The following is a 16,787-nucleotide window of genomic DNA, read 5'->3' as shown; positions in this document are numbered from 1 at the left end:
TTGTTGAACTCTTTCGGTGGTCCTCGACCGGGCTAGAAGAAGCCGAGTTTGTTTTCGGAGTGACTGACCAGGAGGTTTTTGGTCTGCTGGTAGTGGTCCAGCATCATGGCGTGGTTTTCACGTCCGATGCCTGAGGACTTGTAACCGCCGAACGCGGCGCCGGCGGGGTAGGCGTGGTAGTTGTTGACCCAGACACGGCCTGCCTGGATTTCGCGTCCGGCGCGGTAGGCGACGTTGCCGTTGCGGGACCAGACGCCGGCGCCGAGGCCGTAGAGGGTGTCGTTGGCGATGCTGATGGCGTCGTTGTAGTCCGTGAACCGTGCAACGGAGACCACGGGGCCGAAGATTTCCTCCTGGAAGATCCGCATCCTGTTCTGGCCTTCAAAAATGGTCGGCTGGACGTAGAAGCCCCCGGCTAGGTCACCGGGCAGTTCGGCGCGGGCGCCGCCGGCAAGGAGCGTGGCGCCTTCCTGCTTGCCGATGTCGATGTAGGAAAGGATCTTTTCCAGCTGGTCGTTGGATGCCTGGGCGCCGATCTGGGTTTCCGTGTCCAGCGGGTTGCCCTGCATAATCTTCTCGGTACGGGCCACGGCGTCGGCCATGAAGGAATCGTAGATCCCGTCCTGGACCAGGGCACGGGACGGGCTGCTGCAGACCTCGCCTTGGTTGAAGGCATAAAGGGTGAAGCCCTCGAGTGCCTTGTCATAGAACGCGTCGTTGGCGTCGGCAACATCGTTGAAGAAGATGTTCGGGCTCTTGCCGCCAAGTTCCAGGGTGACCGGAATCAGGTTCTGGCTGGCATACTGGCTGATCAGCCTTCCGGTGGTGGTTTCCCCGGTGAAGGCGATCTTTCGGATCCGCGGGCTGGAGGCCAACGGCTTTCCGACCTCCGCACCGAATCCGTTTACGATGTTCAACAGTCCCGGCGGCAGCAGGTCCGCGATGAGTTCGGCCAGGACAAGGATGGAGGCCGGGGTGTTGGAAGCCGGTTTGAGCACTACGGCGTTACCGGCGGCCAGTGCCGGGGCGAGCTTCCAGACGGCCATCAGGATCGGGAAGTTCCACGGGATGATCTGGCCCACCACGCCCAGCGGCTCATGGAAGTGGTAGGCGGTGGTGTCCTCATCGAGCTGTGACAGCCGACCCTCCTGGGCGCGGATAGCGGAGGCGAAGTACCGGAAGTGGTCCGCTGCCAGCGGGATGTCGGCGTTGAGGGTCTCGCGGATCGGCTTGCCGTTATCCCACGATTCGGCGACAGCCAGCATCTCGAGGTTCGCATCGATCCGGTCTGCGATCTTGTTCAACACCGCAGCCCGCTCTGTGACCGAAGCCTTGCCCCAGGACGGCGCCGCCCTGTGGGCAGCATCCAATGCCAACTCAACATCCGCAGCGGCGCCACGGGCCACCTCCGTGAACTGCTTACCATTTACTGGCGATACATTCTCAATGTATTGGCCGGTTGTCGGGGCCACCCATTCGCCGCCGATCCAGTTCTCGTAGCGGTCCTTGAACTGGACCTTCGATCCTTCTTGGCCGGGCTGTACATAAACAGTCATGGTTACTCCTCTGGAAAACAGACGTCTTCGTCCTGGCCCCATGCTAGAACTTCAAAGGTTGCGACCAGGCTGCAACGGAACCGACAGCTGCTGACCTCGGGAACGGGGAACTGTTCGGCTACGGCACCTACGTCGACGGCGACACAACGACCTACTGGGTCCGGTCCCAGGACGCCTGCTTTGAAGCGATCACCGCCGAGGTGTTCTTCCACCGCGCCTCCGGGCAGTCCTACGGCCCCGACAACCTCCCCGCCACCGCCGCCGGGCTGCCCGACCAGGACCGCAAACGCTACCCCGGCTGGACCAGCTAAGAGCTGCTGGGGTGTCCCGGCCGGGACACGGGATGGCACCCAAGAATCCTAAGGGGCCCGTACGTGAACATTTGTCCACGCTCAGAGGCCCACAAGCCCCTGACCAGGGAAAACACGTGCCCGAGGTGGGACTCGAACCGGACTCCAGCCCTTGAAAATACTGGGAAGTCCCGAAAACCTGGCCAATCCGAAGCAGTCCGGCACCGGTGCGACCGAGTCCGACGACCGGGGTGTGCACATTGTGCACACCCACTTCATGTCCATTTTGCTGCCGCTACCCGTGCGACTGCCGCGGTCCTCCGAAAGCGCGGCAGTTCTGTGTTGTGCCGAACACGATTCCGGTCCGGATCGCCGGTCACGCCGGTCTGGAGCGAGAGCCTCCGAGCTGGAGGTCGGCCGGGCACCGCGCAACACAGACGTGGACTCAAAATCTCTCACGGAGGTTCCTTCTCGATTCAGCCTCTTTCGGGGTCAATCTGCACTTGGTTGACGGGAATCTCGAGTCCGGCGGCCCGGACTTGGCGGAGGTGCTCTGGTTTGAAGTTGGAGACGCACCAGGAACGGATGGCACCTTCATCGGCTAACTGCTGCAGCCCCTCGCAGTCCACGAATTTCGCCTGCCCCGGGTTGGGCCAGCGCATCAGGAACAGGTCCACATAGTCGGCACCCAACCGTTTCAGCGCACCACCCAGCGCGGTGGGGACGCCGTCGTTGCTGTGCCGTTCCTTCGCGAAGTTGGTGGTCAGGAAAAAGTCTTCGCGGTCAATACGACTGCGCCGGATCCCTTCGCCCACGGCTCCCTCGTTGCCGTACGCCTCCGCCGTGTCGATGTGTCGGTAGCCGTTGCCGATGGCATGGGCCACCGCGTCCGTGGTGGCCCCGTCCACCAGGGCCAAGTGCCGCCCAAACCGATGAGCAGGATCTGCACGCCCGAGGCGAGATCCGCGGTCGTACTGGACGCTTTAGTGCTGGCCGCCAGCGCGCCACCACCATGAAGCACCTCACTCATGACCGGCTCCCGTGGTCGCTCCCGCAGATGATTCGGCGGAGGCGGGCACGATGCTGACAGAGTCGTCATCCTCATACCTCTCCGCGCCGGCGAGGTCGCGGCCGGCGATGTAACCGAACGTCAGGGCGGGTCCAAGGTTGATGCCCCCTGCCGGATAGTGGCCACCCATGACACTGGCTTGGTCATTGCCGGCGACGTACAAGCCTTGGATGGGGCCGCCGTCGTTGTTCAGCGCCCGGCCGCGGCCGTCCGTGTCCACGCCGGCGAACGTCCCGAAACTGCCCGGCACCAGACGGACCGCGTAGAACGGACCTTTCTGGATCGGACCCAGCGATGGGTTGCGCTGGTTCCCGGCGTCCCCGCCGTAGCGGTTGAAGGCCGTCCCTCCCCTGCCGAAATCAGGGTCGACGCCGGCCCTTGCGTTCGCGTTGAACCGCGCCACTGTCCGGCAGAGCCCCGCGGGATCAATGCCGCACTTCTCCGCCAGTTCCTCCAGCGTCCGCCCCTTGATGAGGTATCCGGACCGCAGAAACGGGAACAGCGGCACCGGCAGCGGCTTGGCCATTCCCAGCGGATACCTCCGGACGAACCGGCTGTCCGCAATCTGCCAGGACTGCACGGTTTCACCCTCCGGCGTTGCAGCCAGGAGTGCCTCGACGTAGTCGTAGTAGCCGTTCGCCTCGTTGACGAAGCGCTTCCCGTCCGCGCGAACGCCGATACTCCCCGGCTTGGCGCGGTCCATGATGTGCGGGAAAACGCCGGTCCGGCCATTGCGGTACGGCACCAGCGAAACCGGGCACCACGCTGCGGGCGACTTCACGTCTGTCTTGAAGCGGGCGCCCACGGACTCCGCCAAGTTGATGCCGTCGCCTGTGGTTTCACCCGGCGCCAGCGTCCAGTGCTCCCGGCCGGTGGGCGTCTTGGGGAACAGCTCCTTGCGCCGCTGGACGTCGTTAGGGAACCGGCCGGAGGCCAGGACGACGCCGCGTGTCGCGTTGATCTGAAGCTCACCTTCCGGAGAACGTACGACGGCGCCTGTCACCCTGCCGCTGTTGTCGCTAAGGAGCGCTGTGGCCGGTGTGGAGACGCGGAGGTCCACTCCCAGGTCGTCAGCGGATTTCATGAGCCTGCCGGTCAGGGCCGTGCCGTTGACCAACTGCATGTTGCGGCGATGCGTGAGTAGGTCCAGGAGGTGGAAACCGAACCGCCAGCCCGCGTGGAACAGGCCCTTCGGACTGCCGTGGGAAGCGGAGAGGAACTTGCTCAGGTCAGGGCCCGCCATGATTCCCATGCCCAGGAACGAGGTTTCGTAGAGTTGGTGGCGCATCTTGGCCCGGAGGCAGGGCTTGATGTTCCGGGCGTTGAAGGGCTTGGGTCCTACTGAGCGGTTGCCAGTGCCGGCACCGGGCAGCGTGCCGTAGATGTCGTTGATCCTGCTGCCGGGGACAAATTGCAGGGACGTTTTTTCGTGGAAGAAGCCGACCATGTGCGGGGACGCTTCGAGGAAGGAGTCTACTTTCCCGCTTTGGTAGTGATCGCCAAGTACCTCCCGCAGGTAGGTACGGAAGGTTTCCTTGTCCTCGTTCACGCGCTCGGCTTTCGCCAGCGGGTTCCCGGGCGCCCAGGCCCAGCCTCCTGACCATGACGTTGCCCCTCCGCAGACTCCGGCCTTTTCCACCACAACGACTTTGAGTCCGTGGTATGCGGCTGTCACAGCTGCGGACAGCCCTCCGGCGCCTGATCCGATGACAAGGACGTCGCAGTCCAAGGTGCCTGCTTCATGGCTGGTGTTCATTTCTTGCTCCGAGTAAGTGCTGTGGTGTCGAGGGGTGCCAGGACGGAATCGGCGGCCGCTTTGAGGGTTTTAGCCCATGCGAGTTCTCCCTGTGCGGCGACCCTGCTGTCCGAGGGGGTTTCCACGCTGACGGGGACAGTCTCCGGCAGTGCTGAGAGCATTGCCGCGAGGTCAAAGTCGCCCTCCCCCGGAACTCCTCGCTCGGAGCGGGATTCGGTCACCAGGCCCGCGCGGTCCGCCGCCCCAACCGCGGGTCCATCACACAGTTGCACCAAGGGAACTGTGTCCGCCGCTGCGGCGAGTTCATCCAGGGTGCCGCCGAAGCGGTTGAAGTGGAGTGCATCCACGACGATCTGGCAGCCCGCCCGGCGTGCAAGTCCGGCAGCCTGCGGGATCGAACGAACGGCTTGGTACGCGATGGGCTCCAGGGTGGGCACGATTCCATAGGCCCTGCCGTCGTGCGTCATCTGCGCGAGGTGGTCGCCGAAACGGTCCACATCCGGATCCGCGCAGGCAACGGTCAGGCTGGAAGCGCCCAATGCCTGCCCGGCCTCCATCATCTGCAGCCAGGCTTCGCGTTGATCCATGCCGTTCTGCAGTCCTGTGCCGTCCAGGAGCAGGAACTCAATGTCTTCTACGGTGACGCCTGTGTCCGCCATCCGGGCCAGTGTCTCCTTGAGCATCGGAGATCCTGGTTGGAGGTTGTAGGGGCGCTCCGTTGCCGTGACGGGCCGGACGCGTGCTCCGATGAAATCGAATCCTGCCTGGGCTGCGATCGTCACCAGATCCGGTGGTGCGGTGCCCACCAGTGATAGCTGGGCGAGTCCAAGTCGGCGGGCTTGTCCTTTCACGAGTGGGCTCCATTCAGGCTGAGGTGGTTCCTTGTGCTTGCGTTGCGCTGAGCTGACAGTGCGGCGGCAACCCGGTGGGCTGCGTCGTAGCCGCTCTTGACGGCGTTGGAAACGATGGCCGGGGTCTTGTCCACGACGGTTCCGGCGATCGCCACCGGGACACCGGCTGTCAACGACAAGGAAGTTTCAAGCTCCTCCGCAGGCGTCTCCAACGGCACAACCGACCGCGAAACCAACAGATCACCGGGAGCATCGATCCACTCGTCCGGAGCGCCCGGCCTGCTGATGCGTACCCGACTGCCATCGAATTCTTCGATGCTGCTGGACAGGAAGATGCGTACCCGTGGGTTGGCCTCCAGGCGCGGCACGGCCAGGATCTTGGCGCGGCGCCCGGATTCCGGTGCCAGTGTTTCCTGCGGACCAACGATCAGCACAGCCGTGCCTTTTGACGCGAGCGTGTCGGCCACCGACATGGCGACGGAATCAGCACCCCAGATGGTCACGGCCGTCGGCATGGAACCGCCAGTTCCGCCGTCGGGGACAGTCCCGCCCTCGAGAACGCCCGGATGGGCGATCAGCCAATCACGGATGTCGGACACGCGAGGTGAGCCACCGCCGTCGAGGTCTGAAGAAGCGAACTCAGGCACCGCGAACTCCGCCACTGGCCGGCGGCCGCCGGTGGCGATGACGACGGCGTCGGCGCCGTACTCGCGCGCCAGCGTGCCGACGTCGGAAGTGTCAACGTGCGCTCCCAGGCGAACCTTCACGCCGAGGCGACGGTTCTCCTCACCCGACCACTCGGCGAACCGGTGGAAGTCCGGCGTGGACCTCATGCGTTCGGCAAGCGCGAACTGGCCGCCGGCCCTAGGGCCGTCGTCAACCAGCGTGACCTTGGCGCCAGCCTCGGCGAGTTCGCGTGCGGCGGTGAGCCCGGCCGGACCCGCGCCGACTACCAGCACACTGGAGGCGTCGCGGAAAGCAGGAGTGGGGACGGGCACGCGGGAACGGCCGACGGCCGGGTTGACCGTGCAGGTGACCTGCCCGAGGCCGAGGTTGTCGATGCAGACGTTGCACGCGATGCAGGGCCGGTACCGTTGGCCGCGCAGCACACCGCCAACGAACGCGGGGTCCGCGTGGATGGCGCGGGCCAGGCTGACGAAATCGCAGGTTCCTTCGGCGAGGACTTCCTCGATGATCTCCGGCGAATTCAGGCGGCCGGCCATGCCCAGTGGCAGGCCGAAGCGCCGGTAGGCGTTGGCGTAGTCGCCGAGTACACCCGGCTTCCACTCCCCCGATTGCACAATCCATTCGCCGGCGTCGTAGCTGCCTGCTGAAATGTCCAGGAAGTCCAGCTTGTCCAGGTGGGCCTTGCCGATGATGGCGACCTGCCGCTCGGCACTGATGCCGTCGGCCGGGCCTTCCACCACGGAGACGCGGCTGCCGACGATGGTGTCCGGGACTGCCTGGCGAACGGCGTCGATCACCAGGTTCATGAAGCGCTCCGGTGCTGCGAACTCGTCCGTGCGGTGGTTTGAAATCGGTGACATGAACTGGTGGATCAGGTATCCGTGGGCACCGTGGAGGTTGATGACGTCGAAGCCGGCCGCGACGGCGCGGCGGGCCGCCTCCGCATAAGCATCCACCAGTTCGTAGCACTCGGCAGCGGTGAGTTCGCGCGGAACTTCACCACCCGCCGTCGGGCATGCCACCGGTGACGGCGCCACGTTCTTGAACCCGGACACCGCGGACTGCGCGGTGCGGCCGCCATGATTAAGTTCGACGGCGGCCAGCGTGCCTTCAGCGTGCAGGGCGTCGGTGAGGCGGCGCAATCCAGGGATCATGTCATCCGTGTGGAGGCCTAGTTGGTGGGTCCGGCCCTTGCCATCGGCGCGGACGTATGTTGCCTCGGTGGTCACCATGCCCAGGCCGGCCTTGGCGCGCGTCACCAGATAGTCGATGTACTGGTCCGTGATGTAGCCGTCGGTTGTGCCGTAGTTGCGTTCCATGGGCGCCGAAGCCAGGCGGTTGCGGAGGGTCTTGGGGGTGCGCCCGTTGCGTCCCAGGGTGAGGGGGCGGGCGGCGAGTCGATCAGTGGCAACCATGGCTAGCCCGCCACCTTCTCTGCCAGCCGTGCTGCCGGGATGCCGGCGTGAGCCGGGTGGACGGCTGCGAAGCGGACGGGTTCGCCGGTCCGCGAGGATTCGTAGACGGCCAAGAGGATCCGTAGGGATTTGAGGGCGTCCTTGCCAGTGATGGCGGGCTCGGTTCCCGTTTCCAGGGCGTGCACGAAGTCCCTGACCTGGAGTTTGTGGAACGGAATGAGCTGACCGTTGATGGCGGAAAGGTCGATGTTGGGTTCCGCACCTTCCGGGTGGACAGGCTCGACGACGATCTTCTCGCCCACCGCCCACAGGTCCAGGCGCCCGTCGCTGCCTTCCGGGAACTCGGTCAATGAAGCCGAAGCTCCCGTTTCACCCGTGATCCGCAGCTGGATACCCAGGTTGGGCGAGACCGCCGTCGACGCTTCCAGCGTTGCCATGGCCCCCGAGGTAAAGGTGATGACCGCCGTCGCGGAGTCTTCCACCTCGATGTAGTCGCCGTGCCGGTACGTGTTGACCTTGCCGTAGACCTCGGCGACATCGCCCAAATACCACTGCAGCAGGTCGATCTGATGGACAGCTTGGGACATCAGCACCCCGCCGCCATCGTTCTCCCACGTACCGCGCCAGGCATCGCGGGAATAGTACTCGGGTGCACGGTGGAGCATGACGGAACACTGGGCCATGATGGCCCGGCCCAGCGTTCCGTCATCGATAGCCGCCCGGATCTTCTGGGAAGCAGGCCAGAAGCGACGCTGGAACAGGACGCCGAGTTGAACCCCGGCTTCCCCGCAGGCCGCAACCATGCGTTCGGCCGACTCCAGCTTGGTGGCGATGGGCTTTTCGCACAGGGCGTGAACGCCGGCCGCGGCCGCCTTCAGCACCACGTCCTCGTGAGTGGGGTGGGGCGTGCACACCGAGATGATGTCCAGGCCCAGCCCCAACAGCTCCTCCACGCTGGTGACCGAGGCTGGAATTCCCCAGGCTTCAGCTGTGGCACGTGCCCGCTCCGGGTCTACGTCGCAAACGCCGACGATGTCCACGTTGTCCAGGGCCTTGAAGGCCTCCAGGTGGTTGCGGGAGATGGCGCCACAACCCGCGATTCCTACGCGGAAGGTGCGGGGGGCTGCTGCTGACGACGTCATTAGGGTATCCAACTTTCGAGGCTTGAGTCGTTGTTTCGTGTTGTAGCGGCTGGCGCCGGCCGGGCTCGAAGCCACGGCCGACGCCAGTCGGGTGGCTGCTGTTAGCGCCGCGGTTGTCCGAGCTCTTCGAGGGGTACTTTGTAGGTTTCGCGGGCCGTCATGATGGCGATGGACGAGGCGACCAGGCAGAGGATGGTGAAGCCTGCCACGGGCATCCAGCCGTTGTGCCCGGGCTGTGCCAGGAGCGTGGCGATGGTGGGTGCAAAACCAGCCAGGATCAGGCCTACCTGGCTTCCGATCGCCATGCCCGAGTAGCGGACCGCGGCCGGGAACATCTCGGGGAAGAAGACCGTCCAGACCCCGTTCCAGCAGGAGTAGAAGATGGTCATGTTCAGGAAGCCGAACAGGAAAACCAGTGCAATGTTGTGCTCGCTGATGGCCCAGAAGTAGCCGATAGTGGTGGCAGCGCAACCGAGGGCTCCCACCAGGAGGACCTTCTTGCGGCCGATGCGGTCGGAGATCACGCCGGCGATCGGAATGGTGATCATGGACAGGCCCACGGTCACGGCGTTGACGGTGAGCATCAGGGTGCGGTCAAGCCCAACGGCGGGGCCTGTGGCGTAGGCCAGTGCGTAGACGGTGAAGGTGGTCTGCATGACCGAGAACAACATCACGACGGCCACCCGCAGGACGTCGCGCCACTGCGTCTTGAGGACCACGGCGGCCGGGACGGACTTCGGCTGGTCGTGCTCCACGATTTCTTCGAAGACAGGAGGTTCGTCCAACCGGGTGCGGATCCAGTACGCGACTGCCAGGACCACAACCGACAACCAGAACGGGATGCGCCAGCCCCAGGTCAGCAGTTGCTCCTCGGGCAGGGCTGCAAGGGGGATGAACACGATGGTGGACAGCACCATGCCGGAGGCGTAACCGGTCATCACGAAGCTCGTGAAGAAGGCGCGGCGGCCGTCCGGTGAGTGCTCCATGGTGAGCGTTGATGCACCCGCGGCCTCGGCGCCGGCGGAGAACCCCTGGGCCAGGCGGCCGACGAGCAACAGTGCGGTGGCCCAGTAGCCAATCTGGCCGTAGGTGGGCAGGAACCCGATGCCGGTGGAAGCTACACCCATGATGACCAGCGTGATCAGGAGCGCCTGCTTGCGTCCGACCTTGTCTCCGAAGTGGCTCATCACCAGGCCACCCAAGGGCCTGGCCAGGTAGCCCACGCCGAACGTGGCCATGGCTCCCAGGAGAGCGACCACCGGGTCACCCGACGGGAAGAAGATCTTGGGGAATATCAGTGCGGCAGCGGTGCCGTAAATGAAGAAGTCGTAGTACTCCAGGGTGGAGCCCAGAAAGGAGGCGAGGGCCGCCTTCTTTGGCATTTTGATGTGTTCCACCGGCGCTGCCGGATGGTTGTGAACGTCTGAGGGCGAGTGCTGCTGCACGTGTCCCATGGTGTCTCCTCGTTGAGTGCCGCCGGCCGTGCCACCGCCATGGTGACCTGCCCGGCCAAGAATTGGGTGAGTCGCTCGTCGCCGGCTGCTGCTTTGGTGCGTAGCCCTTGCAGTGTCCGTTGATAACGGCACTGGAGTGTGTGCTCCAGATCACAAGCGTTTTGTTTCCTCTGGGTACGACTGTAGGACCGCGCTCACACGGCGTGGGGAAACTTCCCGTTCAACGGGACGGGCGTGCTTTAGCGGGGCGAGCTACTCTCCAGCCAAGGGCGGGAACCGTACGGACGCCGCTCCGCACCCATGGTGCGGGACAGGCCGCGCCCGGCCGCCACGAGTACAGGCAGGATTAGTCCGGGGTCCTCTTCAGTGGACGGTACGACGACGGAAATCGCACCGATGACTGCTTGCCCCTGGCCGAAGACCGGGACAGCGTAGGCGGTGTTCTCGGCGACGAGGACACCGGCCAAGCGTGCGTAGCCGCGTTCGCGGATCAACGCCAGATGGCTGCGGATGCGGGCGGGATCTGTCTCTGTGGCCACGGTCGTCTTTTCCAGTTTCCCGGCAAGGAATCTGTCCTGCACGTAGCCGGGCATGTGCGCCATCATCGCCAGTCCCGACGAGGTGCTGTGGATGTCCAGCCGTCCGGCCACCTCCGCGAGGTTCATGACGGTCCCGTGCCTGTCCAAGCGCTCCAGATAGAGCACACTGCCGGTTTCGACGTCCGGAATGGATAGGGAGACATGCTCCCTCACGGCTGCATGGACACCTTCAAGGAACGGCAGTCCGCGTCGCCTGAACTCTTCGAGCGGGTTGCTTCGGGAGGCCAGCTCCCACATCTTCATGCCAACTCCAAACTCACCGGCCTCGTTGCGCTCAAGCAACCCATTCGCGGCCAGGTCCACGGCAAGGCGATGGACGGTGCTGCTGGACATCCCCGTGATGCGGACCAACTCCCGCAGCGGAAGGTGCGGGTGCCCCTTGGAGAAGGCATCCATGATTTTTACAACGCGCTCGATGACGGATTCCCCGGATGACGAATTGGCCATCATGCCTCCTGCCAGCTTCCCGAACCAATATAGCCTTGCACTCACGAGCCCGGACCAACAGATCCGGACCCATACTTCCCAGGAGGCAATGTGGAATTGCGGCAGATCGAGGCGTTCCTGGCCGTGGCCGAGGAATTGCATTTCGGCAGGGCGGCCGAGCGGCTCCGGATGGCCCAGTCGCCCCTGAGCCAGACCATCCGGAAACTGGAGAAGAACCTTGGCGCACCGCTGTTCCAGCGCAACACGCGGTCCGTCACGTTGACCTCGGCGGGCCACTCGCTGCTTCCCCATGCGCGGAAGATCCTGGACGAAGTGGACCTGGCCCAGCGGGCTGTTCAGTCGGAAGGCGGGACGGTCTACGGCAAGCTCGCCATCGGCTTCTCCGGAGCCCTGAACCACACCACCCTTCCCCCGCTGACCCGTGCGCTGCGGCAGCGCCACCCCCAACTCGCTGTAACGCTGCACGGTGGGTTGCTGACCCAGGAAGCGCTGCAGCAACTGGTCAGCGGTTCGCTGGACCTTGCCTTCATCGGGCTCCCCATCGATGCGCCTTCGCTGGCCACCCGGAGGATTGCCACTGAACGCCTTGGCGCCACAGTGCCGTCGGACCATCGGCTCGCCGGGCGGGAGTCGGTGGGTGTGGCGGAGCTTGCCGCGGATGCATTCATCACCATGCCGGCGGCACAGGGTTCCACCCTCCGGGAGGTCACCATCGCTGCCTGCAGCGCAGCCGGGTTCCGGCCACGGATCAGCCAGGAAGTCGCGGATCCCTATACGGCGCTCTCCTTGGTTGCCGGCGGAGTTGGTATCAGTCTCATGCCCGAATCCATTGCGGGAATCATGCCCGTGGGCACAGTCTTCCTTCCACTTTCCGACGAGGACGTACTTCTCTACTCGGGCCTCGCCTGGAACCCCGGGGCAATGACACCGGCCCTGAGGACTGCCCTGGAACTCGCCGATGACGTGCTGCCAACGCCAGGGCCTGACCGGCCAGCCTAGGAAGCCGACCGAAGCAAGCATAAGACTATGTGCATCTGCTACTTAGTCCCTGACGTATTAAGTATTGGACACGGGCTAATCTGTCGCCGAGCATTGAGGAAGCCCACCACCAACTCAATGAAGAGGACAGCCCATGCCCACCTTTGCCGTGACCTACGCATACTCTGACTCCAGCTCGGCGGCGCGGGATGCTGCCCGCCCCAGGCACGTCGAATTCCTCAAGACACAGTTCGAGAGCGGCCGACTCATCAAAAGCGGTCCTTTCGGTCCGGAAGAAGCTCCCGGCGCCCTGCTGATCTTCGCCGGCGATTCCAAGGCCGATGTCGAAGCGCTCATGAACCAGGACCCGTTCCACCAGGCTGGCCTCATCGATGAACGCACGGTCCGCCTGTGGAACATCTTCTTTGGCGCTGAACAGACAGCCGATCAAGCCGCCGAACGAACCGCCGGACAGAACTGAGGCTCCGGATGCTGTCCGCCCGCACCACCGCACGCGAAACCATCAACTTCCAAGAATCGCCGGAACCGAACCTCGAACCCGGGCATGCCTTGGTTCGCGTCCACAACGTCACGCTCTGCGGCACCGACCTCCACATCTGGGAGGACGACTACCCCACGGAGCTTCCCATCGTCCAAGGCCACGAGTTCTCCGGGATCGTGCAAGCCGTTGCACCCAACGACGCGGTGGCACCTAACGGAGAAGGCATCCGCGTCGGCGACAAGGTTGCCGTCAATCCCATGATCTATTGCGGCGAGTGCAGGCCATGCCGTACAGGCCGATACAACGTGTGCCAGAACATCGGCTGCATGGGCTGCTACTCCGATGGTGCGCTGACGGAGGTTGTCAGTGTTCCCATAGAGAAGCTCTGCGTCGTCCCGGAAAGCCTGCCCTTGGAGCTGGCCGCCATGGGCGAACCAGTGTCCATTGCCATGCAGGCCGTCAATCGTGGCCGGCCGGTTGCCGGTGAAGTAGCACTGGTTTTGGGCAGCGGCCCCATAGGACTGCTGGCCACTCTTTATCTGACGGAGCTGGGTGTCCACGTAGTGTGCGCGGACACCGAGCAGCACCGCCTTGACCTTGCCGTCGGGTTCGGCGCGGTGGATACCCTGTTGGTAACGCCCGGCAGCGAGTTCCCCGACGAAGCGCAGGCCCTGCGCCTGGACGCGCTGACTGACGGGTTTGGCCCGGAACTGGTGATCGAAGCGACGGGTGTGCCCTCTTCCCTTGAGAACGCCATCCGGCTGGTTGCCAGTGCGGGCAGGATCGTCCAAGTGGGCATTTCCCCGCGGCAGGCCGCCATGTCCATGAAGGACCTTCCCTTCAAGGAACTGGACCTGTTGGGCAGCCGCATGAGCCTCAACCTGATCCCAGATGGCCTGGCAATGCTGGCCCGCCACCAGGATCAAGCCCGTGCGTTGATGACCCACCGCTTCGACTTCCATGATCTGCAGCAGGCGTACCGGCTCATGCAGGGCCGCACGGAAAAGATCGGCAAAATCCTGATTCAGATGCCGGCAGGGGTTGCAGCATGAGCACCATCCTTACCGCACCGGAAAAACTCGCCCGCAGCTACGACGTCGTGGTTATTGGCAGCGGCGCCGCCGGCCTGGTTGCAGCTGTTCGCGCAGCCGACGCAGGCCTCAGCGTCCTGGTGGTTGAGAAGGCCGCCCTGTTGGGCGGAACCACGGCCGCCGGGGGCGGTGTGATGTGGGCCCCGAACAACCATCTCGCCCAGGCTGCGGGCTACCAGGACAGCCATGCCGACGGCGTCGCTTACCTTTCCGAGGCAGCTGGCCACGTGATGACGGCTGGGGAAATTGACTGGTACGTCAATACCGCGCCCCGGGCCGTCGCCTACCTTAACAATCAAACCCGGGTGTCCATGACGCCGATTGCCCGGCCGGACTATCACATGGAGTGGAAGGGTGCAGCAAACGGCGGGCGCGGCCTGGACAACAACGCGTTCGATCCCCAGGATTATCCGGGCTTGTCGAGCCTGATTCGCCCGTCGTCCTACTTCCCGCTGCTCACCATGACTGAACGTGACGAGCTCAACGGCCGCGCCGCAGATCCCGCCCTCCTTGAACATCGCGCATCCACAGGAGTCCGGACCATGGGTGGCGCTTTGGTGGGAAGCCTGCTGGCGAGCGCCCTCGACCGTGGCGTCGAGATCGTTGCCTCTGCCCCTGTGGAGGACCTGTCGCCGGTGAAGGACTCGTCTCCTGCGCAGGACTTGACGCATCAGCAGGGCTTGAAGTCACCGGCAACCGGCTGGTCGGTGACCCTGGGCGGGGCTGCCACCGGCGCGCAGATTGCGGCGACCGCCGTCGTACTGGCCTCCGGCGGGTTCGAATGGAACCCTCGGCTCCGCCAAGCGTTCCTGCCTTTCTCCGTGACGCCCATCAGCGCGCCGTCGAATGAGGGCGATGGTTTGGAGCTGGGGCTGAAGGCCGGCGCCGCTGTGGAGGACATGTCTGCTGTGTGGGGCGTTCCCGTTATCTCAACGGCGGCCCACCAGTACGACGGCCGGCAGTCCGGCCGTATGGGCAACGTCGAGATGACACTTCCCGGGTCCGTTACGGTGAACAGCGACGGCAAGCGCTTCGTGAACGAGGCCCTCAACTATCACGATGCCAGCAGGGTTTTCGCGTCGATCAATCCGCACACGGGCCGTCAGCAGAACAATCCGGCATGGCTGGTTTTCGATGCCAACTACCTGGCCAAATATCCGGTGGGCGGATCGACGCCGGGGCAGCCGGCTGAATGGATGGTGTCCGCACCGAGCCTGGAACTCTTGGCTGCGGAGCTCGGCATCGACCCCGCGGGCCTTGGCTCCACGGTCCACCGGTTCAATGCGGACGCGGCCCTTGGTGTGGACTCCGAATTTGGGCGGGGCGCCGCTCCCCAGGACCGCTTCCTGGGCGACGCCGGCCACACGCCCAACCCCTGCCTGGCACCCTTGGACAAGGCCCCGTTCTACGCGGTGCGCATCCATGCCGGGGTCTTGGGGACCTCTGGCGGGCTCGCCGCGGATTTCAACGGACGGGTTCTGGATCACCATCAACGTCCGATTCCGGGACTTTACGCCGCCGGCAACGTCTCGGCGGGTGTCTTCCGGAACAACTATCCGGGTGGCGGCGCCACCCTCGGGTCCGCCATCACCCGTGCTTTCGCGGTGGGTGAGGAACTGGCGGCGCGTCTGTCACAGTACAGCTAGAAAGTGCGGAGCCGTACCGCCATACGACGCTTTGCCAGCTGGGTCTGTCCTCGAAAGTCGACCCAGCTGCTCCGCCTTCTGGGCTGAAGTCAGTCGAGTGGTGCCGCGAGCACGCGGAATTCCCCAGGGTTCCGTGTGGATCCGCCACAGCGAGCTTGCAGACGACCAAGGTATCGCCGGCGCGAGATCTGTAGGGGCGAGCGGACGGTGCCGTAGTGTTCAAGCGGTTAGGCGCTGAGTACCGAGGGCGGATCAGCCGCCAACGGGGGCTTTTCCGGTTCACCGTTCCGGTAGATGACGGTGCTTCGTTTGAAGATTTCTGCGTAGATGGAAGGACGGACGGAGTGGATGTCCTTCCGTAGCCTCAGGTCGTCCAAGAGCACTCGCAGGTCGTTCAGTGTTGATAGTGCAACTTGTGCCAGCATCTGTTCACCCGAGGCGGCGGCCCAGCGGGTTACAGGAAGGTCGGCGAGGTGTTGCCCGAGCTGGTCTGCGGCCGTGTTGGCGCGGGTGAGGGACAGGATGGCCTCCACAGGAAATCCCAATGCGGCCGGATCTACCACTGCCCTGATGAACAGGACGCCGGACGTCATCATCGCTTCCAGGCGCCGGCTGACGGTGGCCTTGGAGATGGAGAGCTCAGAGGCCAAATCGTCCACGGTGGCCCGACCGTTGCGGTGGAGAAGTTCAGCCAGCGACGCGTTGATCTCGTCCAGTGGTTCGGCGGCGTGGCCGCTGCGGATGCCTGTGAGCCGTTCGTCCTCGCCCGGATGGAGCGCGGCATACTGGGCCCTGTCCAGGACGTCGGGCGTCCAGCCGGTAGGTGTCCGGAAATACTCCAGCAGCGGCGTCATCGTGAACGACTGCACTCCCTTCACCTCCGCGAGCCGGCGGTACAGGAAGTTGCCGAGTTCATCGGGCGAGAGGAACAGTTCCGCCACTGCCTCGTTCGCGCCGGAAAGCGCACTCACCCAGGACGATTCTTCCCGCTGGGCCAGCCAGGCGCAGACCGAACGAAGCTCCCTTGGGGCGGCCGTCACGCGCAACAGGAAGGCCGAGCGGGAGCTCACCGATGACGGGTTGACAAAGGAGTTTGTGCGCACGACCCCGGAATCAAGCAGCTTGTTCCCACGGCGTGCCACCGTCCGCTCCTGTTGTCCCAAGACCTCGGCGATCAGGCGCCAAGGTGCCCGGCCGTTGCGGATCAGGGCGGCCACGATCTGCCGGTCCAACGCATCAAGCTGCTCCACGTCCCGGGTCCTTTCCATGCCGCCGCCATTAACGATGCCGGGTCCGGCATCCCG

Annotated in this window: 13 protein-coding genes; 4 read left to right on the top strand and 9 right to left on the bottom strand. The window is 64.6% G+C overall.

Annotated elements, in window-relative coordinates; genetic code table 11:
* Positions 1–32: 32 nt before the first annotated feature.
* The 8 genes from J7I89_RS23750 to J7I89_RS23715 form a co-directional block, all read right to left on the bottom strand.
* Entirely contained in the window at positions 33–1,556 is a 1,524-nt protein-coding gene (locus J7I89_RS23750; RefSeq protein ID WP_214975636.1) for an aldehyde dehydrogenase family protein, read from the bottom strand.
* Between the two features lie 766 nt (positions 1,557–2,322).
* Positions 2,323–2,754: an aldo/keto reductase gene (locus J7I89_RS23745; RefSeq protein WP_308160023.1), complete on the bottom strand. Its 432-nt coding sequence runs from the start codon at positions 2,752–2,754 to the stop codon at positions 2,323–2,325.
* Positions 2,755–2,868: 114 nt separating this feature from the next.
* Positions 2,869–4,671 carry an FAD-dependent oxidoreductase gene (locus J7I89_RS23740; RefSeq protein WP_214975634.1) on the bottom strand — a complete coding sequence of 601 codons (1,803 nt, stop codon included), beginning with the start codon at positions 4,669–4,671 and terminating at the stop codon, positions 2,869–2,871.
* Positions 4,668–5,522 (bottom strand): sugar phosphate isomerase/epimerase, encoded by an 855-nt coding sequence (locus J7I89_RS23735; protein WP_214975632.1) that lies wholly within the window; start codon positions 5,520–5,522, stop codon positions 4,668–4,670. Before J7I89_RS23735 ends, J7I89_RS23740 begins: the two co-directional genes overlap by 4 nt.
* Positions 5,519–7,624 (bottom strand): FAD-dependent oxidoreductase, encoded by a 2,106-nt coding sequence (locus J7I89_RS23730; RefSeq protein WP_214975630.1) that lies wholly within the window; start codon positions 7,622–7,624, stop codon positions 5,519–5,521. The genes J7I89_RS23735 and J7I89_RS23730 overlap by 4 nt, the downstream gene beginning before the upstream one ends.
* Positions 7,625–7,626: 2 nt before the next feature.
* Positions 7,627–8,766 (bottom strand): Gfo/Idh/MocA family protein, encoded by a 1,140-nt coding sequence (locus J7I89_RS23725; protein WP_214975628.1) that lies wholly within the window; start codon positions 8,764–8,766, stop codon positions 7,627–7,629.
* A 101-nt stretch (positions 8,767–8,867) separates the two neighbouring features.
* Positions 8,868–10,220 carry an MFS transporter gene (locus tag J7I89_RS23720; RefSeq protein ID WP_214975626.1) on the bottom strand — a complete coding sequence of 451 codons (1,353 nt, stop codon included), beginning with the start codon at positions 10,218–10,220 and terminating at the stop codon, positions 8,868–8,870.
* A 239-nt stretch (positions 10,221–10,459) separates the two neighbouring features.
* Positions 10,460–11,266 (bottom strand): IclR family transcriptional regulator, encoded by an 807-nt coding sequence (locus tag J7I89_RS23715; RefSeq protein WP_214975624.1) that lies wholly within the window; start codon positions 11,264–11,266, stop codon positions 10,460–10,462.
* Positions 11,267–11,356: 90 nt separating this feature from the next.
* On the opposite strand from J7I89_RS23715, the gene J7I89_RS23710 reads away from it, so the two are divergent.
* From J7I89_RS23710 to J7I89_RS23695, 4 genes are all read left to right on the top strand, one after another.
* The gene (locus J7I89_RS23710; RefSeq protein ID WP_214975622.1) at positions 11,357–12,265 is read left to right on the top strand and encodes a LysR family transcriptional regulator; all 909 of its coding nucleotides are present in this window, start codon (positions 11,357–11,359) and stop codon (positions 12,263–12,265) included.
* Between the two features lie 133 nt (positions 12,266–12,398).
* Positions 12,399–12,725: a YciI family protein gene (locus J7I89_RS23705; RefSeq protein WP_214975620.1), complete on the top strand. Its 327-nt coding sequence runs from the start codon at positions 12,399–12,401 to the stop codon at positions 12,723–12,725.
* Between the two features lie 8 nt (positions 12,726–12,733).
* Positions 12,734–13,798 (top strand): alcohol dehydrogenase catalytic domain-containing protein, encoded by a 1,065-nt coding sequence (locus J7I89_RS23700; RefSeq protein ID WP_214975618.1) that lies wholly within the window; start codon positions 12,734–12,736, stop codon positions 13,796–13,798.
* On the top strand, positions 13,795–15,483 hold the full coding sequence (locus J7I89_RS23695; RefSeq protein WP_214975616.1) for an FAD-dependent oxidoreductase: 1,689 nt from the start codon (positions 13,795–13,797) through the stop codon (positions 15,481–15,483). The genes J7I89_RS23700 and J7I89_RS23695 overlap by 4 nt, the downstream gene beginning before the upstream one ends.
* Before the next feature lie 227 nt (positions 15,484–15,710).
* On the opposite strand, the gene J7I89_RS23690 is transcribed toward J7I89_RS23695, so the two are convergent.
* Positions 15,711–16,751 carry an Lrp/AsnC family transcriptional regulator gene (locus J7I89_RS23690; protein WP_214975614.1) on the bottom strand — a complete coding sequence of 347 codons (1,041 nt, stop codon included), beginning with the start codon at positions 16,749–16,751 and terminating at the stop codon, positions 15,711–15,713.
* Positions 16,752–16,787 lie beyond the last annotated feature (36 nt).

This window comes from Arthrobacter sp. ISL-5 (genome assembly GCF_018613835.1).
In the GTDB taxonomy this organism is placed as follows: domain Bacteria; phylum Actinomycetota; class Actinomycetes; order Actinomycetales; family Micrococcaceae; genus Arthrobacter.
The sequence above is the reverse complement of the archived record's forward strand: the minus strand, read 5'-3'. Positions and strand labels throughout refer to the sequence as shown.

Excerpts from the sequence above, each read along its gene's own strand:
- J7I89_RS23715 (WP_214975624.1), bottom strand. The coding sequence starts at position 11,266 with ATGGCCAATTCGTCATCCGGGGAATCCGTCATCGAGCGCGTTGTAAAA.
- J7I89_RS23725 (WP_214975628.1), bottom strand. The coding sequence starts at position 8,766 with ATGACGTCGTCAGCAGCAGCCCCCCGCACCTTCCGCGTAGGAATCGCG.
- J7I89_RS23740 (WP_214975634.1), bottom strand. The coding sequence starts at position 4,671 with ATGAACACCAGCCATGAAGCAGGCACCTTGGACTGCGACGTCCTTGTC.
- J7I89_RS23695 (WP_214975616.1), top strand. The coding sequence starts at position 13,795 with ATGAGCACCATCCTTACCGCACCGGAAAAACTCGCCCGCAGCTACGAC.
- J7I89_RS23750 (WP_214975636.1), bottom strand. The coding sequence starts at position 1,556 with ATGACTGTTTATGTACAGCCCGGCCAAGAAGGATCGAAGGTCCAGTTC.
- J7I89_RS23700 (WP_214975618.1), top strand. The coding sequence starts at position 12,734 with ATGCTGTCCGCCCGCACCACCGCACGCGAAACCATCAACTTCCAAGAA.
- J7I89_RS23730 (WP_214975630.1), bottom strand. The coding sequence starts at position 7,624 with ATGGTTGCCACTGATCGACTCGCCGCCCGCCCCCTCACCCTGGGACGC.
- J7I89_RS23690 (WP_214975614.1), bottom strand. The coding sequence starts at position 16,751 with ATGGAAAGGACCCGGGACGTGGAGCAGCTTGATGCGTTGGACCGGCAG.
- J7I89_RS23720 (WP_214975626.1), bottom strand. The coding sequence starts at position 10,220 with ATGGGACACGTGCAGCAGCACTCGCCCTCAGACGTTCACAACCATCCG.
- J7I89_RS23705 (WP_214975620.1), top strand. The coding sequence starts at position 12,399 with ATGCCCACCTTTGCCGTGACCTACGCATACTCTGACTCCAGCTCGGCG.